Origin of the sequence: Streptomyces sp. CNQ085 (genome assembly GCF_022614595.1) — a bacterium.
Taxonomy (GTDB): Bacteria; Actinomycetota; Actinomycetes; order Streptomycetales; family Streptomycetaceae; genus Streptomyces.
In genome coordinates, this window is sequence record NZ_JAJFAU010000014.1 from 31,629 (window position 1) to 47,274 (window position 15,646).

The following is a 15,646-nucleotide window of genomic DNA, read 5'->3' on the forward strand; positions in this document are numbered from 1 at the left end:
GATGGTGCCGGCGCGTGTCACGGCGGACATTCCGAGGAGTTCGAGGAGGAGGCCATGGACGGCATGGACGGCGCGCCGCACGTTCCGCACACCGTCGGCGACGTGATGAGCCAGACCGTCGTCTCCATCGGACGGGACGCCCCGTTCAAGCAGATCGTGGTGACCATGGAGCAGTGGAAGGTCAGTGCTCTGCCGGTGCTGGAGGGCGAGGGCCGAGTCGTCGGCGTCGTCTCCGAGGCGGATCTGCTGCCCAAGGAGGAGTTCCGGGACGGCGGCCCCAGCCGCGTGGAGCAGTTCCGGCGCCCGGAGGAGCTGGCCCGGGTGGGGGCGGTGACCGCGGGCGAGCTGATGACGTCGCCGGCGGTGTGCGTCCACGCCCGCGCCACCCTGGCCGAGGCGGCGCGGATCATGGCACGCCGGCGCGTCAAGCGCCTGCCCGTGACCGACGCGGACGGCCTGCTGGTCGGCGTCGTCAGCCGCGGGGACCTGCTGAAGGTCTTCCTGCGCCCGGACGAGGACATCGCCCGGCAGGTGCGCCAGGAGGTCGTCGAACTCCTCTTCCCCGGCGGTGGCCGGGGGGCGGGGGTGCGGGTGGCGGACGGCGTGGTGACCTTCACCGGCGAGATCCGCGACACCACCCTGGTCCCGGTGGCCGCCCGGATGGCGCGGTCGGTGGAGGGGGTGGTGGATGTCGGGTTCGACCTGGAGCGGCCCGAGTGACCTGCCGGCTGCCGCCGGCAGGTCACCGGCGGCCGTCGGCGACACAGGCGACGTACGGGGCCGGCGCGCCGCGAGCGGCCGGCCGCGGTCCCCGCGCGTACGGGCGGCGGGGCCGATGGGCCCTGGTGCCGGGCGGACGGGCCGGGGCAGGATCATGGAACGGGGTGCGTTCCCCCTGTCCGACAGCGTGAAGGATCCCTATGACCCAGGCCCAGCAGTTCTCCCCACAGGACCCGATCCGGGTGTTCCTCCTCGACGACCACGAGGTCGTACGGCGCGGCGTGCACGACATGCTGGACGCCGAGCCCGGCATCGAGGTGGTCGGCGAGGCCGGCACGGCCGAGCAGGCCCTCTCCCGCGGCCCGGCCCTGCGCCCGCACGTGGCCGTGCTGGACGTGCGCCTGCCCGACGGCAACGGCATCGCCGTCTGCCGTGAGCTGCGCTCGCGGATGCCGGAACTGGCCTGTCTGATGCTGACCTCGTTCGACGACGACGACGCGCTGCTGGACGCGATCATGGCCGGCGCCGCCGGCTACGTCCTCAAGCAGATCAGGGGTTCGGACCTGATCGCCGCCGTACGCACCGTCGCCTCCGGGCAGTCCATGCTGGACCCGGCGACCACGGCCCGGCTGATGAACAGTCTGCGGGTGCAGGACACCGAGGAGCCCGCCGAGGGGCCGCAGGACGCCGCGCTGGCCTCGCTGACGCCCCGCGAGCGCGACATCCTGGCCCTGATCGGCGAGGGAATGACCAACCGGCAGATCGGCCGGCAGCTGTACCTGTCGGAGAAGACGGTCAAGAACAACATCTCCCGGCTGCTGGCCAAGCTGGGGGTGGAGCGGCGCGTCCAGGCCGCCGTCCTCGCCACCCGGACCGCCCCGCACTCCCCGGGAGGGCAGCCGCGCTGAGCGCGGGCGGCGGGACCCGCGCGAGCGGGTGGTGTCCGGCATACCGGGGCGGGGCCGTGCAGCGGTGCGGATCCCGCCCGTTTCCGTCCCGGACGGGGCCGACCGGCCCTATTCCCGCCCGGGTCGCACGCGCACCATGAGGGCATGCACCGACACGACGGCCTCCGCGAACTCGACCGGCGGGAATGCCTGGACCTGCTGGCGCAGGTCCCCCTGGGACGCATCGTCTACACCGAGAACGCGCTGCCCGCCGTCCTCCCCGTCAACTTCCTGCTGGACCGCGATCAGGCGGTGGTCCTGCGCACCTCCGGCGCGTCCCGGATGGCCCGCGCGGTGGACGGCAGTGTGGTCGCCTTCGAGGCGGACCGGTTCGACGAGGCGACGCGCTCCGGCTGGAGCGTGGTGGTCACCGGGCGCGCCTCGCTGGTGAACGACCCGGGCGAGGCAGAGCGGCTGGGCCGGTCCGGACCGCTGGCCTGGGCTCCGGTCGGGGACGGGGCGCATCTACGGATCGAGGCCGAGCTGGTGACCGGCCGGGTGCTGGAGGACGTCTCGCCCGCCGGGACCGTCTGAACCCTTTCGCCCCCGCGCGGGCGCCCCTGCCCGGACACCCCGGCCTCCCCGGCCGGGGCCTGTCCTTCCTCCCGTCCGGCCCCGCCCGGTCGCCCGGCGGCGTCAGTCCAGCCGGACGGTGAGCAGCACCAGGGCGTCGGTGTCGGCGGTCAGCCGGTGGCGCTCCGCGGGGATGGCGATGAGGTCCTCCGGGCCGAGTTCCCACTCCCGCTCGACGGTGTTCAGCGTCACCCGGCCGGTCAGGCACAGCAGTGTCGCGGCCCCCGGCGCCTGGTGCTCGGCCAGCCCGTGGCCGGCGGCCAGTGCCATCAGGGTCACACTGAGTCCGGGGACCTTGACGACGGTCTGCGCCCTCCGCCCGGAATCGGCCGCTCCCGCCTCGGCCAGCAGCCACTCCCCCTGGGCCTTCAGCCCCGCCACCTCTCCGGCGGGGTACTCCTCGTGCTCCGGCTCGGGACCGCCTTGCGGAGTGATCATCGGGCACTCTCCCATCCGCGCCGGGGAGCACGCGAGCCCAGCTGCGCGTCCCGGTCGCGGTAGACGATGTACGGACGGGTGAGGTACCCCGGCGGAGCGGTCGGCATGTGCGCCGGCCGGGTGAAGGGCCGGACGGCGAGCAGGGCCGGTGGTGCGGGTCAGGCCGCGGTGCGGCGGGCGAAGGCGCGGGCGTGCCGGCGTCGTTCGGCATCGAAGGCGTCGGTCGCTCCGGCTCCCTCGTCGCCCGGGCCGGTGTTCCAGCCGGCGATCTCGCGGGCGATGCCCCCGACCTTCGGATGGCCGGGTCCGAGGGCGATCTCGAAGTGGGATTCCTTGGGCGTCCTGAAGTCTCCGCCCCATGCCACCACACCGTCGAGTTCGGCGAGGATGTCACGGATCACCACGAGTTCCAGCGGGTAGAAACCGTTCTCGGCGCCGATCGGATAGGCCCTCGGCCTGATCTCGATCGCCGTGCCGGACAGGTAGTTCGACTCGTACGGCTCCCGGATCCTGGGGGAGGTGCGGTGCCCGCGCACGTCGCCCTCCCGGAGCTGGTCGATCTCGTAGTGGAAGCGGCGGGCGACGTGCAGCAGGATCGTCGCGGCGTCGCCGTCCGCGAGGCGGACGGACCGTCCGCTGCCCTCGATGCCGTACGACACGGCCTCCCCCAGGATCTCCCAGCCGTTGGCGGACCGGCGCGCGGTCCATGCGCCCCCCGGCGCGGCCGCCGCGGCGGGTGGCGCCGTGCCCGGTGACCCGAGGGCGACGGCTCCGGCCAGCACTGCCCCTGCGCCCAGTACGCGGCGTCTGGTCAACTCGTTCACTCAAGTGCCCTTCTCGGTGCGTCGATGGATGACAGCCAGCCGTACGGCGTACGCCAGGCAGGCGACGGCCAGGACGGGCAGGACGACCAGTACCGGATTCACCCAGCCCGGCACCAGGTCGTAGTCCGCGTGGCATCTGTCGTGCAGCGGGAACCACTGTGTGTTCTCTTCGAAGTGAGCCCTGCGGTAGGCCCGGTCATAGGTCTGGCCGGCGGCGTGACACGCCTCCTCCGGATCCAGCGACGCTCCGGCCATGGAGCCGACGAGATAGGTGATCCCGGTGCCCAGCAGGAGCAGCACGGCCGTTCCGGCGAACCAGCCGGCGCTGCGCCGCCACCGCCCGCCGGCCAGCGACCGGCCCCAGAACCACAGTCCCGGACCGGCCGGCACCACGAATATCAGCAGTACGAGGAGCAAACCCATGGGTCAACTCTGCACGCCCTTCGCGTCGCCTCGGGCAGCGGCCTGCTCACGGAAGGTCTTCAGGTTCTGCCGGTACCGGCCGGCCAGGCTGTTCTCCAGGCCGATCAGGCTGAGCTGGCGGTCGGCGAACCCCTGGCAGAAGGAGTCGAACTTGTCCCCGCCTCCCGGCAGGAGGATGTAGTCGCCCGGCAGCGCGGCACCGGCGCCCGTGATGAGTTTGAGGAGAGCGAGGTCGATGGTGACGTCGTCCCCGCCGAGCAGGATGTCCCGGCACGCCGAGCGGGCCTTGGCGGTGGTCTGGAAGCGCCGGTCGAAGTGGTCCCGGAAGCGGGTCAGCCCGCCCCCGTTCTCGTAGTGGTCGTTCATCCAGCCGACGACGGTCCCGCCGCCCGCGACGTGCTTCGCCAGCAGGTACCCGTCGGCGTCCTCGACCATGTCGGTGAAGCCGAAGCTGGAGACGGTGCCGGGCACGGCCAGTTTGGCCTCGCAGAAGGCGCGGGGGGAGGCGTACTCCTCCTCGGAGTTCCGCCAGTCCGCCCAGAAGGTCATGATGTCGCCGCCCCAGCCGGCCACGTCACCACCGGTCGCGGTCCCCTTGTCACCGGGGTCGGAGTTCTCCAGGAAGCCGTTGGCGGTGGCCATCATGTGGGTGGCGTCGAGGTCGTAGCCGGTGATCGGGTCGGTGAACGACTCCTGGACCGACTCCCCCCGGCTGTTGCAGTACTCCACGAAGTCGCCGTCGTAGCTGTTGGCCAGCCACCACCAGGCGATGCCGTTGTACTTCTCGTGCCGGATGTACTCCATCACCAGCCGGCTGGCGTTCGTGCCGACGCCGTTCTCGGCCTTGTACGCGACGGCGTGGTTGTAGAGCCGGGACACATAGGCGATGAATGTGTCGGCGGGGCCGGCGGAGTCGTTCACCGACCGCACACCGGGCTCGGTGCCGGTGCGCCATACATCCCGGTCCAGGTCGAAGGTGTCGGAGCCGTTGACGACCTTGAACTCCTTGATCTGGTTCATCGCCCAGTTCGCGGGCAGCGGGTAGCCGAGGTTCCCGGAGAAGCCCCAGGACATGCCGGAGACGAAGGAGAAACGGGCTCCGGTCCTCCTGGTGACGTTGATGCACACGTTGCGGGAGCCGTAGACACCGTGGAAGTACTTCTTACCCCGGCTCGCCAGACCGGCCACCACCCCGTTGAAGTAGGTGACGATGCCCTCCGGGTGACCGTCGATCTCCCACTGCTGGGCGTCGTAGTCGACCGCGAAGTAGATGGTGGTGCCCCGGTTGAAACCGTACTGGGTGGCCAGGTCGTGGGCGTTGAGCGCGTGCTGGTAGCCCTGACTGTAGGTGAAGTCGGAGAGTCGCCGGGCGTTGTCCTGGTAGATGGGGAAGACACGCAGGCCCGCGTCGAAGATGGTCTGCAGCTCCCCCGGCTTGATCTCCTTGTCGAGGGTGGAGCCCGGCGGGTCGTACAGGTACCGGCCCACCAGGCGGTAGCCGTTGCCGCGCAGCCAGTCGGCCCGGGAAGCGGTGATCTCGAACCGGGTGTCCGAGCCGGTGGCCTCGCGGTCCGGGTTTCCCATGGACACCAGCAGCTGCGCCCAGGTGTCGTAGTCGCCCACGCCGTAGTTGGCGTCAGTACTGCGGTAGAGCTGGGAGAACTCCTGGAAGATCTCGACGAATTCCTTCGTCTTGTCGTCGAAGTCCTCCTTGCGGGTGGTGCGGACCTCCGAGTCGTCCAGGCCGCGCAGGATCACCGGCTCGTTGAAGACGCAGGCGGCGGTGAAGAGTTCCACGAAGATGCCGGAGTCGCCGTGCCGCACGGATGGGACCGCAGTCCCGCCTGGGTGCCGGGGCCGAAGTTGCCGTTCGGGGCCCCGACGCCCAGCTCGTACTGCAGGCCGATCATCAGCGACTTCTGCACATCACGGGAGTACAGGCCGTCGGCGGGGCCGATGTTGTAGGCGTCCCTCTGCCAGTAGCGGCCGTTGAGCCACCGCTGGATGTCGCGGATCTTCTCCGTGCCGCCGGCCACGACCACGTAGGCGTCCATGTTGAGGATGCACCTGGCGATCTTGGCATTGACCGTGCCCTCGCCCTCGGAGATGCCCATGTTGGAGCGCAGACTCTTGACCGCTTCCCGCGTGACACCGGTGTACCAGCCGTGGCTGCTGGGTTCGACGCCCCAGTAGCCCTTGCAGAACAGGCCGTGCTGGAGGATGGCGACGATGTTCCGGTTCTGGTCCCATCCGAAGCCGATCTCGCCCAGCGCCTCGAACCGCGCCACGGTGGTCGGCCCGAAGCTGGCGACGACCGGGGATATCCCGAGTTCGTGCTGGAGTCCCATCACCAGCAAGTACATGGTGGACCAGCCGGTCCTGCCATCCTCGGGACAACGAACGTAACCGCTCACTCCGCCATAGGTGGCGTTGACCCATCGCTGGGCCTCCAGAACCTTCTCGTCGGCCATGCCCGGAGCCTTCCTGTCGCGTGTGCGGAGCCGGAGGTTGGACGGCCGCCTGGTTCGCGCCGCTGCCGGCGGGACAAATGCGGATGCGCCGCGTGGGAACCGTAGTCCGCCGCTCTCTCCGCCATCTCTCCGCGGGCCCACGGGGACCGGCCGTACGTTCCGTGTGCCCTGCCCGAGGAGTGGGGGCGTCATCGGGTACCGGGCAAAGCGGTGGCCGGTGGCCGGGACCCCGCGTGGCCGGCCGGGACGGGCCGTGGCCGCCCGCGGCGACCGGTCCACCTCGGGGGCCGGCGAGTTCCGGTGCGGTGGCCCGCAGGACGGTGCGCGGGTCCGCCTCCAGGGCGCCGGTGTCGGGCAGCGGCGCCGGCTCCTCGGCGTTCCCGAAGCCGCGCACGAGGATCGCCCCGAAAAGCACCGCGCCCTTCGAAGGGCCATCACCGGTAGATCGTCCGCTCGCCGCTCCGGCCCGAGCGGGAGCGGAAGGCGTTACGCCGACATCGCGCGCCGGTCCTCGTCGTCGTCCCGGACACAGGCGGCGGCCAGGCCGTCCAGGGGGAGGTCCAGTACGGCCGCCAGGGCCGCCACCGTGAAGAACGCCGGGGTCGGCGCCCGTCCGGTCTCGATCTTGCGCAGCGTCTCCGCCGACACTCCGGCCGCCGCGGCGACCTCGACCATGCTGCGCCCGCCGCGCGCTTCGCGCAGCAGCGCGCCGAGCCGTTCCCCGCGCTGCCGCTCCCACGGGGTCAGAGGAGTCCTCACCATGCCTGTGATACTAATACCGGTATAAGAATTGGGTCGCGTCGGGTCGGCGCGCCGTGAACAGGGAGTGGTGGAGCATGGTGGAGATCAAGACCGACGCGGCGCTGGAGGCCATGCGGGAGGCCGGGCGCGTCGTGGCCCGGGCCCTGGCGGCCGCCCGGGACGCGGCGGGCATCGGCGTGTCCCTACGGGAGCTGGACGAGGCGGCCCGTGCCGTCCTGACCGAGGCGGGAGCGCGCTCCCCCTTCCTCGGCTACCAGCCCTCCTTCGCGCCCACCCCGTTCCCGGCGGTGGTCTGCGTCTCCGTCAACGACGCGGTCGTGCACGGCATCCCCGGCGACTACCGGCTGCGCGACGGCGACCTGGTCAGCGTCGACTGCGGCGCGGAACTCGACGGCTGGACCGGTGACGCGGCCGTCAGCTTCATCGTGGGCACCCCCCGGCCCGCCGACCTGGAACTGGTCAAGGCCACCGGGGAGGCGCTCGACGCGGGCATCGCGGCGGCCACGGCCGGAAACCGGATCGGCGACATCTCGCACGCCATCGGCGCCGTCGCCGAGGCGGCCCGCTGCGGCATGCCGCGGGACTTCGGCGGCCACGGCATCGGCCGCCGCATGCACGAGGACCCCCACGTGCCCAACCGCGGCCGCCCCGGGCGCGGTTTCCCCCTGCGGCACGGGCTGGTCCTCGCCATCGAGCCGATGCTGATGGCGGGCGGGAGCGACCTCTACCACGCCGACGCCGACGGCTGGACGCTGCGCACCACCGACGGCAGCCGGGCCGCCCACATCGAGCACACCGTCGCGATCACCGACGAGGGCCCGCGCGTGCTCACCCTGCCCTGACCGGAGAGCACGGTCCGCCGCGGCCGTACGACGGCCGCGAGTCGTGCGCCGAGGCCGCCACCCGCAGCGAGTCACACCCGGTGGCTGGCGCATCACCCAGGGTTCGGGGCGACTTCCCCGACGGCGGTCTGACGACAGTCGGATGAGACGATCTCGTGAGACACGCCGGGGCGTACGGTCGGCGTCACGGCGGTCCACCCGGCCCCGCCGTCAAGGGTCCCGTCACAGAACGGAGTTGTGCGGTGGCCGACGGGCCGCTGGCCGGGGCGTACACCTGGACGGATACGGAGTGCCGGTACCACCCCCACGTTGTCATCCCCCGGTCCGCTACAGTCCGTCGTCCTGGGAGAGTGCCACAAGGGGGCTGAATGCGTCGCGATACATGCCCGGTCTGCGAGCAGCGGGCGCCGGTGACCGACGAGGTCATCGGCCACCACGAGAGCGAAGGCCGAAGCTGCCGAGGAGCGGGCCGGACCGCCGCGGAGGCTCCGGTCCCGCGGGAGGACGCTCCGCGTCCCGCCGAGGAGAACCGTACGAGGACGGCCGCGCCTCTGGCCACGGCCCTGGGGCTGGTCGGCCTGCTCCTCCTCGCGCTGGGTGCCGTTCTCGGCTCAGTACCGCTCCTGACGGGCGGTGTCGTCGTCCTCGTCGCGGCGGGAGCCGGCGTCCTGCTGAACCGCCGCGACCAGGCTGACGGGCGCGGGGCCGCACGCGCGGCGGCCGGTGAGCGGACCACCGAGCAGCGCGGGGCCGAGGAGACGGAGGAGGCGGTCGTCGCCCACGCCGAGCCGGAGCCGCGGGCCGAGCCGACGGCCGAGCGGCGGCAGGACGCGGTCCACGGCGAGGAGAGCAAGGGGAGTGTCTCCGGTTCCGTCCGGGTGGAGACGGTCTCCCTGGAGGAAACCGCCCCGGAACGGCTCTCGGCCGGCGGTCTGTTCATCTCCGATCCTGCCGACTCCGCCCCGCAGCCGGACCGGCCGGACCGGGAGGAGAGCCGGGACGCGGCTCCCCGCACGCCCGAGCCCGAGCGGGACTTCCGGGAACCGGAGGCCAGGGACGACGGCTTCCCGACGCCGGAGACCAGGGCACCCGAGACGCCGGAGTCCCGCGCCGAGGAGTCCGCCTCCCCCGTGGAGGAGACCGAGAAGCCCGCCCCGGAGGCCGAGGCCCCTGCCGAGATCCCCGCTCCCCGGGCGGAGAAGGCCGCACCGGCCACCGAGGAGGCCGTGGGGGGGACGGAGGATGCCGGGGACACGGAGGCATCCGTCGGGAACGGTTCCCCCGAGCCCGCCGAGGCGCCCGCCGCCCCCGGGACCGAGAACACGGCCGAGGACACGGCGCCCCTCGCACCGGAGCCGGAGCCGGAGCCGGAGCCGGAGCCGGAGCGTACCGCCGGGAGCGCCGGCGAGACCGCACCGCCCGCGCCCACCGCCGTGGAGCCCTCCACTGAACCCGGGCGGACCGCGGACAGGACCTCCGAGGCGCCCGCCGCGCGCGTCGTGAAGCAGGCGGCCCCGGCGGCCGAGGAGACCGAAGCCTCCGAGAAGCCCGCCGAGCCCGAGCAGGAGGCGGCCGAACCCGCCGACGGCCCGCTCGCCCGGCAGGCGGAGGCCGCCGGGATGGACACCGAGACGCTCCGCGAGATCGCGCAGGCCGTCGTCACCGAGCAGAACGCCAGCATGGTCTACGTGCAGCAGCGTTTCTCCCTCTCCCGTACGGCCGCCCGGCGCGCCCTCGACGCCCTTGAGCGGCTCGAAGTGGTCTCGGCTCCGGCCAAGAACGGGCGGCGCAAGGCCCTGACCACCTCCCTGGAGCACCTCACCCCGGTGGGCAAGCGCTGAGCCGGATGCGGCGGCGCGATGGAAACCGCAGGCCACAAGAGGTACGGCGGCTTCCATAACGCGGTGGGGGAGGAGAATCGACAGCTCCTCCCCCCCCGCTTCCGCGTCTCCGGTTCCGGTCACCCCGACGGAACCGGAGGAGAACCACATTGCTCCACAGGCGCGCCGCAGGCGCGTGTGCGGCCGGCGCACTCGCCCTGACCGGACTGCTGCCGGGCACCGCGACGGCCGGTCCCGCCGCGTCCGCCCTGTCGTCCGTACCGCCCGGCCAGCTCCGGGCCATGCAGCGCGACCCCGGCCTCACCGCCGACCAGGCGAGGCAGCGGCTGGTGAACGAGAGCGGGGCCGGGGCGACCGCCGGGGTGCGGAGCTCAGTCCGCGCGGGCGGCGGCGAGGCGGGCGTCCACCGCGACGACGCCGTCGATGCCCTGGCACAGGCCCACGACCACCGGAACCAGGCGCGCTTCCGGCACATCTCCACGGAGGATGACGGTCCCTTCCCGGACCTCGACCGCGACGGCGTCCTCGTCCAGGTCGAGGATGCCCCCCAGAACGTCCTGCTCTACCTCTTCGCGGATCTCGGCGTCGGAGCGGACGAAGACGTCGAGCAGATCGCTGCGGGTGACGATGCCGGCCAGGAGCCCGTCCTCGTCGACCACCGGCAGCTGCTTGACGTGCCGCCTGCGCAGTTCCCGCGCGACCCGGGGGATCGTCCAGTCGGCGCGGGCGGTGAAGACGGGGCTGCTCATGAGCGTGCCCGCGGTCCGGGCCCGGGCCTTGCCCCAGGGACGCTCGTCGTCCCCGTCCTGGCCCTGCGGATCGGGCATGCCGGTCTCGTGCCGCAGCACGTCGGAGGCGGAGACGACGCCGACGGGGGCGCCGTCGTCGTCGATGACCGGGGCCGCGACGATGTCGTTGGCGTCCAGCAGGGCGGCGGCCTCCGGCAGCGGTGTGTCGGGGCGGAAGGTGACCACGTCCTCGGTCATCACGTCACCGACCGTGTGGCGGTACAGCATGGCATCGGCCTCCTCCGCTTCACGGCGCCGGCCGCCGCGCCCTCACCGGCCCGTACGCGCCGTCCTTCCTACCCATGACAGCACCGCGCCGCTCCGGCGGCCAGTGCCGTTCAGCCCGGCGGGAAGGCCGGTGGTCCCGCGACCAGGGCCGCTGTCCTATCGTTGGCCGGTGCGTTTACACCCCATCGACCGCCCGGCCGGTCTCGACGCGGTCCGTGGGTCCTACGACCGGGTGGCCGACAACCACGTTCACACACTCCGGACGACGGGATGCGGTGACATCCGCACCCATCCCTGGCTCAAGGCGTCGGTGGAGCTGATCGAGCGGGCCGGCCTGCGTCCGGTCGCCGAGCTCCGCCTCCCCGCCGAGGAGCGGACCGGCCCGGGCGTGGTGGTCATGGCCGGGCGCCCCGGCTGAGACACGGGCGCCGGGACCGTCTTCCGGCGCCCGGCGCCGTCCGTCCGTCCGAATGCTTCCCGGTCATCGGCCGAGGGGGTCACCGGCCTCGTGCCGTTCGGCGCTCCACCGCTCCCGCGGTGTGCGGGACACCGCACGCCGACGGCCCGCAGCGGGCCGTCGGCGGCGGCACGGGAGCCGGTGGGGTCAACGGCTGCCGGTCCCGTGTCCGAGGATTGTTCCGGATCTCCCCGGGACACGGGAGCGGCTGGGAAGAGGAGTGTCCCGTGACCGTGCGGCCCCGATCAGGAGCTCGATCAGGAGATGGAGAACACCGACGCCCAGTTCTGGCTGTTCGAGCCGGCCGAAGCGGTGTTGGCGGTGACCGCCTGGCCCGCGGTCGCGTTGCCGTCCAGGACGAAGCCGGTGGCCGGGTTGGTCAGGGTGTAGGTGCCGACGGCGTTCTGGGTCACCTGCCAGCGCTGGTTGGAGGTACCGAGGTAGAGGGGCTGCAGGGAGACCTGGCCACCGGCGGTGGTCGGTGCGGTCAGGTAGAGCGGGATCAGGCAGCTGTCGTAGATCCGCGCGGTGCCGTCGCCGTTGGCGGTGAACTTCCAGCGCTGCGAGGCCCGAGAGGTGTCCAGGGCGGCGAACTCGGCCATCGACGGGATGCCGCCGCTGCAGGTCCCGCCGCGCTGCAGGGCGACTCCGCCGCCGTTGCTGAGCGCGTGGTAGGCGTTGTCGCCCACCACCGTGGGGCCGTAGTTGACGGCGTACGCGTCCAGCGCCTCCAGCGCGGCGCCGGTGGTGGACAGCGGCGGCACGGCCGTCGGGCGGACGTTCTTGAACCAGTCGGCGAACGTCGAGGGCGTGTGCGAGGCCAGGGTGGTGATGGAGCGGTCCCAGCTGCCGTCCACCTGGTTCCACAGCCGGAGCAGCGAGCCGCCCACGTTGCCCTGCACATGGTCACCGGTCTGCCAGCCCGCGGCGTGGGTGAACGGGTAGGACGCCCCGTTCGGCCACACGTAGCGCTCGTCGCCGAGCAGGTAGGCGGCCACGGCGTCGGCGAAGCCCTCGGTCCAGGCGCAGGTGGCGGACGACGCCTTCTCGATGTAGTGCGGGTTGCAGTTGGTGACGTTCGGGAACGTGCCGTTGTACAGCCGGTGCTGGAAGAAGTGGCCCGCCTCGTGCAGCACGGTGTGCTCGGAGTCCGGGTCGGCGTCGGCCAGGTGCACGGTGTTCGACAGGTCGTACCACGGTCCGCTGGAGGACCCGGCCTGCCAGCGCAGCGTCAGCGTGGTGCAGGTCGCGGCGTTCGTCTCGGCGGTCGTCCAGCACGGGGTGGTGGAGTTGACACGGCGCGACCAGAGCAGGTTGACGGTGTCGAAGGCGTGCCAGGCGCGGCTCGCCGTGGTGGGCTTGACGGTGCCCAGGTTGACGCTCGCCGTCACGTTCGACTGCATCGGCGTGGCGTGGGTGTAGACCGTGCCGGAGGCGTTGGCGACCCGCCACACCTGGTTGTTGCGGGTGGCGAAACGCACGTACAGGCGGTCCATCGAGACGGTGTTGACCGGGGTGTGGCAGAGGTTGAACGAGCCGTCGGCCCCACCGGTCAGCTTGGTTCCGGTGTTCAGCTTCTGGATGGGGTCGGTCGGCCTCTCCCGGCCCCAGAGCTCGACCGAGGCGTTGCGGGCGGCCCGGGTCAGGGTCGGCTTGTGGGTGCCCGCCTCGGCGGACTGGTAGTCGAACTGGAGGTTGCCGCTCATGCATATCGGCTGCGCGGCGGAGGCGCTGCCCGCCGAGAGGGGCACGATGACGCCCGCGGCGAGTGCCATCGGCACCAGCAGGCGGAGCGTGACGGTGGACCGGCGTAACATGGATGTCCTTCCGGAGGGCGCGGGTCCGCCGGTCGGCGGGCCCGGGCATGGGTGAGGCCGGGTCGCCCCGGCCTCACGCTCGCGTCATTTGCCTGTGTCACTTGTGACGCCTCGTCGGGTGACGGAGCGTCCGAACCACGAGCCATCGTGGGCTCAGCACCGTACGGTCCACCAGGGGCGCACGGGGTCACAGTCGGCGGTTCCGGAGTGCGCCCGTGCGCCCGGCGCACGCTCGGGACGGCGAGCGCCTGAACAGACCGCGACGGCGTCCCCGTGGTGTCACAGTGCCCGGCGCATGCAGACCCGCGACCACCGGTCCAGACCGTGGGCCGCCTCGCTCTCGCGGATCCTCCGCAGGCCGGGAGTGAGCCCGGTGTCGTCCATGACCCGGAAACCACAGCGCGCGTAGTAGGGGGCGTTCCAGGGGACCCGGGTGAACGTGGTGAGGGTCAGGGCGGGTACCCCCTCGCTCCTGGCGTGGTCCGCCAGATGCTCCAGCAGCGACCGGCCGACACCGCGACGCGCGCTGTCCGGGTGCACCGAGACCTGCTCGACGTGGAGGCAGCCGTCGACACGGTCGGCGATCAGGTAGGCGACCGGGACATCGGCACCGTTGACCGCGGCCCAGGCCAGCCCGGCACGGTGGTAGCGGGCGAGCTCACCGAGCGGGAGCGGCTCGTCCTCGGCGATCTCCGGCATGCCGATGTCCCGGAAACACTGCCCGGCGGCCCTCTCGATGTCCTGGAGGAGGGGCAGTTCGTCCAGGCGCACGGCTCGGATGTACACGGACGCATTCTCCCTTTCAGCGGCCTGGGGCCGCCACCTCCGCCCAGACCGTCTTGCCGACGGGGTCGCGCGGGACCGCGCCCCAGCGGGTGGCGAGAATGTCCACCAGGAGCAGGCCGCGCCCCGACTCCTCCTCGGCGGATGGTGAGGGTGGGGCGGCCGGAGGCCGGACCGGGGAGGCGTCCGCGACCTCGATGCGGATCACCTCCCCTCGCATTTCGAGCGCGAGGCGGAAGTCGCGTCCGGGCACGCGGCCGTGCCGCACCGCGTTGGCGGCCAGCTCGCCGACCAGCAGGGAGACGGTGCACGAGGTGTCCGACGCGGTCGGCCACCCCCACTCCTCCATGCGCCGCACGGCGAGCTTCCGGGCGAGCCGCGCCCCCTTGGCGGATGACGTGAACCGCCGCGTGAACGGCAGGGGTTCGGGGTCGCCCGGGTGTGCCGCGCCCGGCTGCGGTTCCTCGTCGGGCGTGGTCGTCGTCAGCAGCACGAAAGCCGTCCTTCGCTTCCTCGTTCGATCCGCAACGTAGGCGGATCATTACTTTCCGTGCTTCAGGATCGACCGACGAGCATAGGCTCGGAAGGGGATGAAGCCTTACCTTCCAGCACGTAAGAAACGGAAGTGATGTTTTGGCCAAGGATATTGATCCCGGGGCATCGATGGCGGCCCTGTTCGGCTCGCGGGTGCGCAGACTCCGTATCGCCGCCGGGCTGACCCAGGCGGAACTGGGTGAGAAGGCGCATGTGGTCGCCAGCCGGATCACCCAGGTCGAGCGGGCCTCCGGAGCGAGACCGACACTTGAACTGGCGCGCACACTGGACGACGCCCTCGCAGCGGACAACCTGCTGGTCGACCTGTGGCCGTACGTCTACCGCGAGACGTTCCCGGACTGGTCGCGCAGGTTCATGGAGTACGCGGAACGAGCGGTGTCCATCTGCGAGTACGCGGCGCATGTGGTGCCCGGCCTGCTCCAGACCGAGGACTACGCGCGAGCCCTGCTGAGCGTCGGCCGGACGCTCAGCGGCAAGGAACAGTTGGAGGAACGCGTCGCGGCCCGGATCGGGCGGCAGGCACGACTCTGGTCACCGGGCCATCCCGAACTGTGGGTGATCCTGGACGAGTCGGTGCTGCGGCGTCCGATCGGAGGCCGCGCCGTCATGCGGGACCAGTTGGCGAGCCTCCTCGAAGCGGCCGAGGAGCGTCACATCACCGTGCAGGTGCTGCCGTTCGACCAGGGCGAGCATGGTGCGCTGGGCGGTTCCCTGACCCTGCTGACGATGCCGGACGGCTCGGAGACGGTCTACACGGAAGGCGCCGACTACGGCCAACTCGTCGAGGAACCGGCGGAGGTCAGGCCGCACAGGGAGACATACGATCGGCTGCGGGCGGCAGCCCTGCCCCCGCTCATGTCGCTCGACATGATCCGATCCGCGCTGGAGGACAACCGTGAAGCGAGTGTCCCGTCCCGATCTCAGCGGCGCCGAGTGGCGCAGGAGCAGCTACAGCAACCAGGAGGGTGGCAACTGCGTGGAGGTGGCCGACGGCTTCCCCGGCATCGTCCCCGTTCGTGACAGCAAGGTCTCGCACGGGCCGGTGCTGGCGTTCCCGTCGGCGTCCTGGGCTTCCCTCATAAGCGAGTTGAAGGCCGACAGCCGCGCCTGAGCGATCCGGGGGCCGGTGTGCGTCGGCTCCCCGGGCCCGCCGGACCCTCGCCCACGAGGGTCCGGC

Annotated in this window: 17 protein-coding genes and 1 pseudogene; 8 read left to right on the forward strand and 10 right to left on the reverse strand. The window is 72.1% G+C overall.

All coding sequences use genetic code 11. The features are described 5' to 3' along the window. The first annotated feature begins 63 nt into the window (after window positions 1–63). From LJ221_RS04845 to LJ221_RS04855, 3 genes are all read left to right on the forward strand, one after another. On the forward strand, window positions 64–720 hold the full coding sequence (locus tag LJ221_RS04845; protein WP_241714058.1) for a CBS domain-containing protein: 657 nt from the start codon (window positions 64–66) through the stop codon (window positions 718–720). A gap of 200 nt (window positions 721–920) precedes the next feature. Then, window positions 921–1,628, forward strand: a complete 708-nt coding sequence (locus tag LJ221_RS04850; protein WP_241714018.1) for a response regulator transcription factor — start codon at window positions 921–923, stop codon at window positions 1,626–1,628. Window positions 1,629–1,772: 144 nt separating this feature from the next. Next, window positions 1,773–2,201, forward strand: a complete 429-nt coding sequence (locus tag LJ221_RS04855) for a pyridoxamine 5'-phosphate oxidase family protein (protein WP_241714020.1) — start codon at window positions 1,773–1,775, stop codon at window positions 2,199–2,201. A gap of 102 nt (window positions 2,202–2,303) precedes the next feature. Here LJ221_RS04855 and LJ221_RS04860 read toward each other — a convergent pair whose 3' ends face one another. The 6 genes and pseudogenes from LJ221_RS04860 to LJ221_RS04885 form a co-directional block, all read right to left on the reverse strand. After that, complete coding sequence (locus LJ221_RS04860; RefSeq protein ID WP_241714022.1) at window positions 2,304–2,678, reverse strand: cupin domain-containing protein; 375 nt, start codon at window positions 2,676–2,678, stop codon at window positions 2,304–2,306. Beyond that, on the reverse strand, window positions 2,675–2,821 hold the full coding sequence (locus LJ221_RS04865) for a respiratory nitrate reductase subunit gamma (RefSeq protein WP_374228379.1): 147 nt from the start codon (window positions 2,819–2,821) through the stop codon (window positions 2,675–2,677). The genes LJ221_RS04860 and LJ221_RS04865 overlap by 4 nt, the downstream gene beginning before the upstream one ends. Before the next feature lie 15 nt (window positions 2,822–2,836). Continuing rightward, the gene (locus LJ221_RS04870; protein WP_241714023.1) at window positions 2,837–3,502 is read right to left on the reverse strand and encodes a hypothetical protein; all 666 of its coding nucleotides are present in this window, start codon (window positions 3,500–3,502) and stop codon (window positions 2,837–2,839) included. Then, window positions 3,503–3,925: a hypothetical protein gene (locus tag LJ221_RS04875; RefSeq protein WP_241714024.1), complete on the reverse strand. Its 423-nt coding sequence runs from the start codon at window positions 3,923–3,925 to the stop codon at window positions 3,503–3,505. Between the two features lie 3 nt (window positions 3,926–3,928). Continuing rightward, window positions 3,929–6,396, reverse strand: a pseudogene (locus LJ221_RS04880) (glycoside hydrolase domain-containing protein). Between the two features lie 486 nt (window positions 6,397–6,882). After that, window positions 6,883–7,158 (reverse strand): helix-turn-helix domain-containing protein, encoded by a 276-nt coding sequence (locus tag LJ221_RS04885; protein ID WP_241714025.1) that lies wholly within the window; start codon window positions 7,156–7,158, stop codon window positions 6,883–6,885. 74 nt (window positions 7,159–7,232) lie between these two features. Here LJ221_RS04885 and map point away from each other — a divergent pair, with 74 nt between their 5' ends. Together map and LJ221_RS04895 are read left to right on the forward strand one after the other, a co-directional pair. Further along, window positions 7,233–8,000, forward strand: coding sequence for a type I methionyl aminopeptidase (gene map / locus LJ221_RS04890; protein WP_241714026.1), 768 nt, complete (start codon window positions 7,233–7,235; stop codon window positions 7,998–8,000). Between the two features lie 368 nt (window positions 8,001–8,368). Next, window positions 8,369–9,841, forward strand: coding sequence for a DNA translocase FtsK (locus LJ221_RS04895; protein WP_241714027.1), 1,473 nt, complete (start codon window positions 8,369–8,371; stop codon window positions 9,839–9,841). A gap of 371 nt (window positions 9,842–10,212) precedes the next feature. Here the strand turns inward: LJ221_RS04895 and LJ221_RS04905 are convergent, their stop codons facing one another. Next, window positions 10,213–10,857, reverse strand: coding sequence for a CBS domain-containing protein (locus LJ221_RS04905; RefSeq protein WP_241714028.1), 645 nt, complete (start codon window positions 10,855–10,857; stop codon window positions 10,213–10,215). A gap of 169 nt (window positions 10,858–11,026) precedes the next feature. Between LJ221_RS04905 and LJ221_RS04910 the strand changes: the two genes are divergently transcribed. Beyond that, complete coding sequence (locus LJ221_RS04910; RefSeq protein WP_241714029.1) at window positions 11,027–11,275, forward strand: hypothetical protein; 249 nt, start codon at window positions 11,027–11,029, stop codon at window positions 11,273–11,275. A gap of 296 nt (window positions 11,276–11,571) precedes the next feature. Here LJ221_RS04910 and LJ221_RS04915 read toward each other — a convergent pair whose 3' ends face one another. From LJ221_RS04915 to LJ221_RS04925, 3 genes are all read right to left on the reverse strand, one after another. Continuing rightward, entirely contained in the window at window positions 11,572–13,131 is a 1,560-nt protein-coding gene (locus LJ221_RS04915) for an RICIN domain-containing protein (protein WP_241714031.1), read from the reverse strand. Between the two features lie 279 nt (window positions 13,132–13,410). Further along, a complete protein-coding gene (locus LJ221_RS04920) occupies window positions 13,411–13,917 on the reverse strand; it encodes a GNAT family N-acetyltransferase (protein ID WP_241714033.1) in 507 nt (168 codons plus the stop codon). A gap of 16 nt (window positions 13,918–13,933) precedes the next feature. Next, on the reverse strand, window positions 13,934–14,401 hold the full coding sequence (locus LJ221_RS04925) for an ATP-binding protein (RefSeq protein WP_374228380.1): 468 nt from the start codon (window positions 14,399–14,401) through the stop codon (window positions 13,934–13,936). Window positions 14,402–14,577: 176 nt separating this feature from the next. Here LJ221_RS04925 and LJ221_RS04930 point away from each other — a divergent pair, with 176 nt between their 5' ends. Both LJ221_RS04930 and LJ221_RS23255 read left to right on the forward strand, forming a co-directional pair. Further along, a complete protein-coding gene (locus LJ221_RS04930; RefSeq protein ID WP_247719657.1) occupies window positions 14,578–15,489 on the forward strand; it encodes a helix-turn-helix transcriptional regulator in 912 nt (303 codons plus the stop codon). Continuing rightward, complete coding sequence (locus LJ221_RS23255) at window positions 15,452–15,580, forward strand: DUF397 domain-containing protein (RefSeq protein WP_308314723.1); 129 nt, start codon at window positions 15,452–15,454, stop codon at window positions 15,578–15,580. The genes LJ221_RS04930 and LJ221_RS23255 overlap by 38 nt, the downstream gene beginning before the upstream one ends. Window positions 15,581–15,646 lie beyond the last annotated feature (66 nt).

Coding starts and splice junctions, on each gene's coding strand:
- LJ221_RS04845 (WP_241714058.1), top strand. CDS start 64: ATGGACGGCGCGCCGCACGTTCCGCACACCGTCGGCGACGTGATGAGC.
- LJ221_RS04850 (WP_241714018.1), top strand. CDS start 921: ATGACCCAGGCCCAGCAGTTCTCCCCACAGGACCCGATCCGGGTGTTC.
- LJ221_RS04855 (WP_241714020.1), top strand. CDS start 1,773: ATGCACCGACACGACGGCCTCCGCGAACTCGACCGGCGGGAATGCCTG.
- LJ221_RS04860 (WP_241714022.1), bottom strand. CDS start 2,678: ATGATCACTCCGCAAGGCGGTCCCGAGCCGGAGCACGAGGAGTACCCC.
- LJ221_RS04875 (WP_241714024.1), bottom strand. CDS start 3,925: ATGGGTTTGCTCCTCGTACTGCTGATATTCGTGGTGCCGGCCGGTCCG.
- LJ221_RS04885 (WP_241714025.1), bottom strand. CDS start 7,158: ATGGTGAGGACTCCTCTGACCCCGTGGGAGCGGCAGCGCGGGGAACGG.
- map (WP_241714026.1), top strand. CDS start 7,233: ATGGTGGAGATCAAGACCGACGCGGCGCTGGAGGCCATGCGGGAGGCC.
- LJ221_RS04895 (WP_241714027.1), top strand. CDS start 8,369: ATGCGTCGCGATACATGCCCGGTCTGCGAGCAGCGGGCGCCGGTGACC.
- LJ221_RS04905 (WP_241714028.1), bottom strand. CDS start 10,857: ATGCTGTACCGCCACACGGTCGGTGACGTGATGACCGAGGACGTGGTC.
- LJ221_RS04915 (WP_241714031.1), bottom strand. CDS start 13,131: ATGTTACGCCGGTCCACCGTCACGCTCCGCCTGCTGGTGCCGATGGCA.
- LJ221_RS04930 (WP_247719657.1), top strand. CDS start 14,578: ATGGCGGCCCTGTTCGGCTCGCGGGTGCGCAGACTCCGTATCGCCGCC.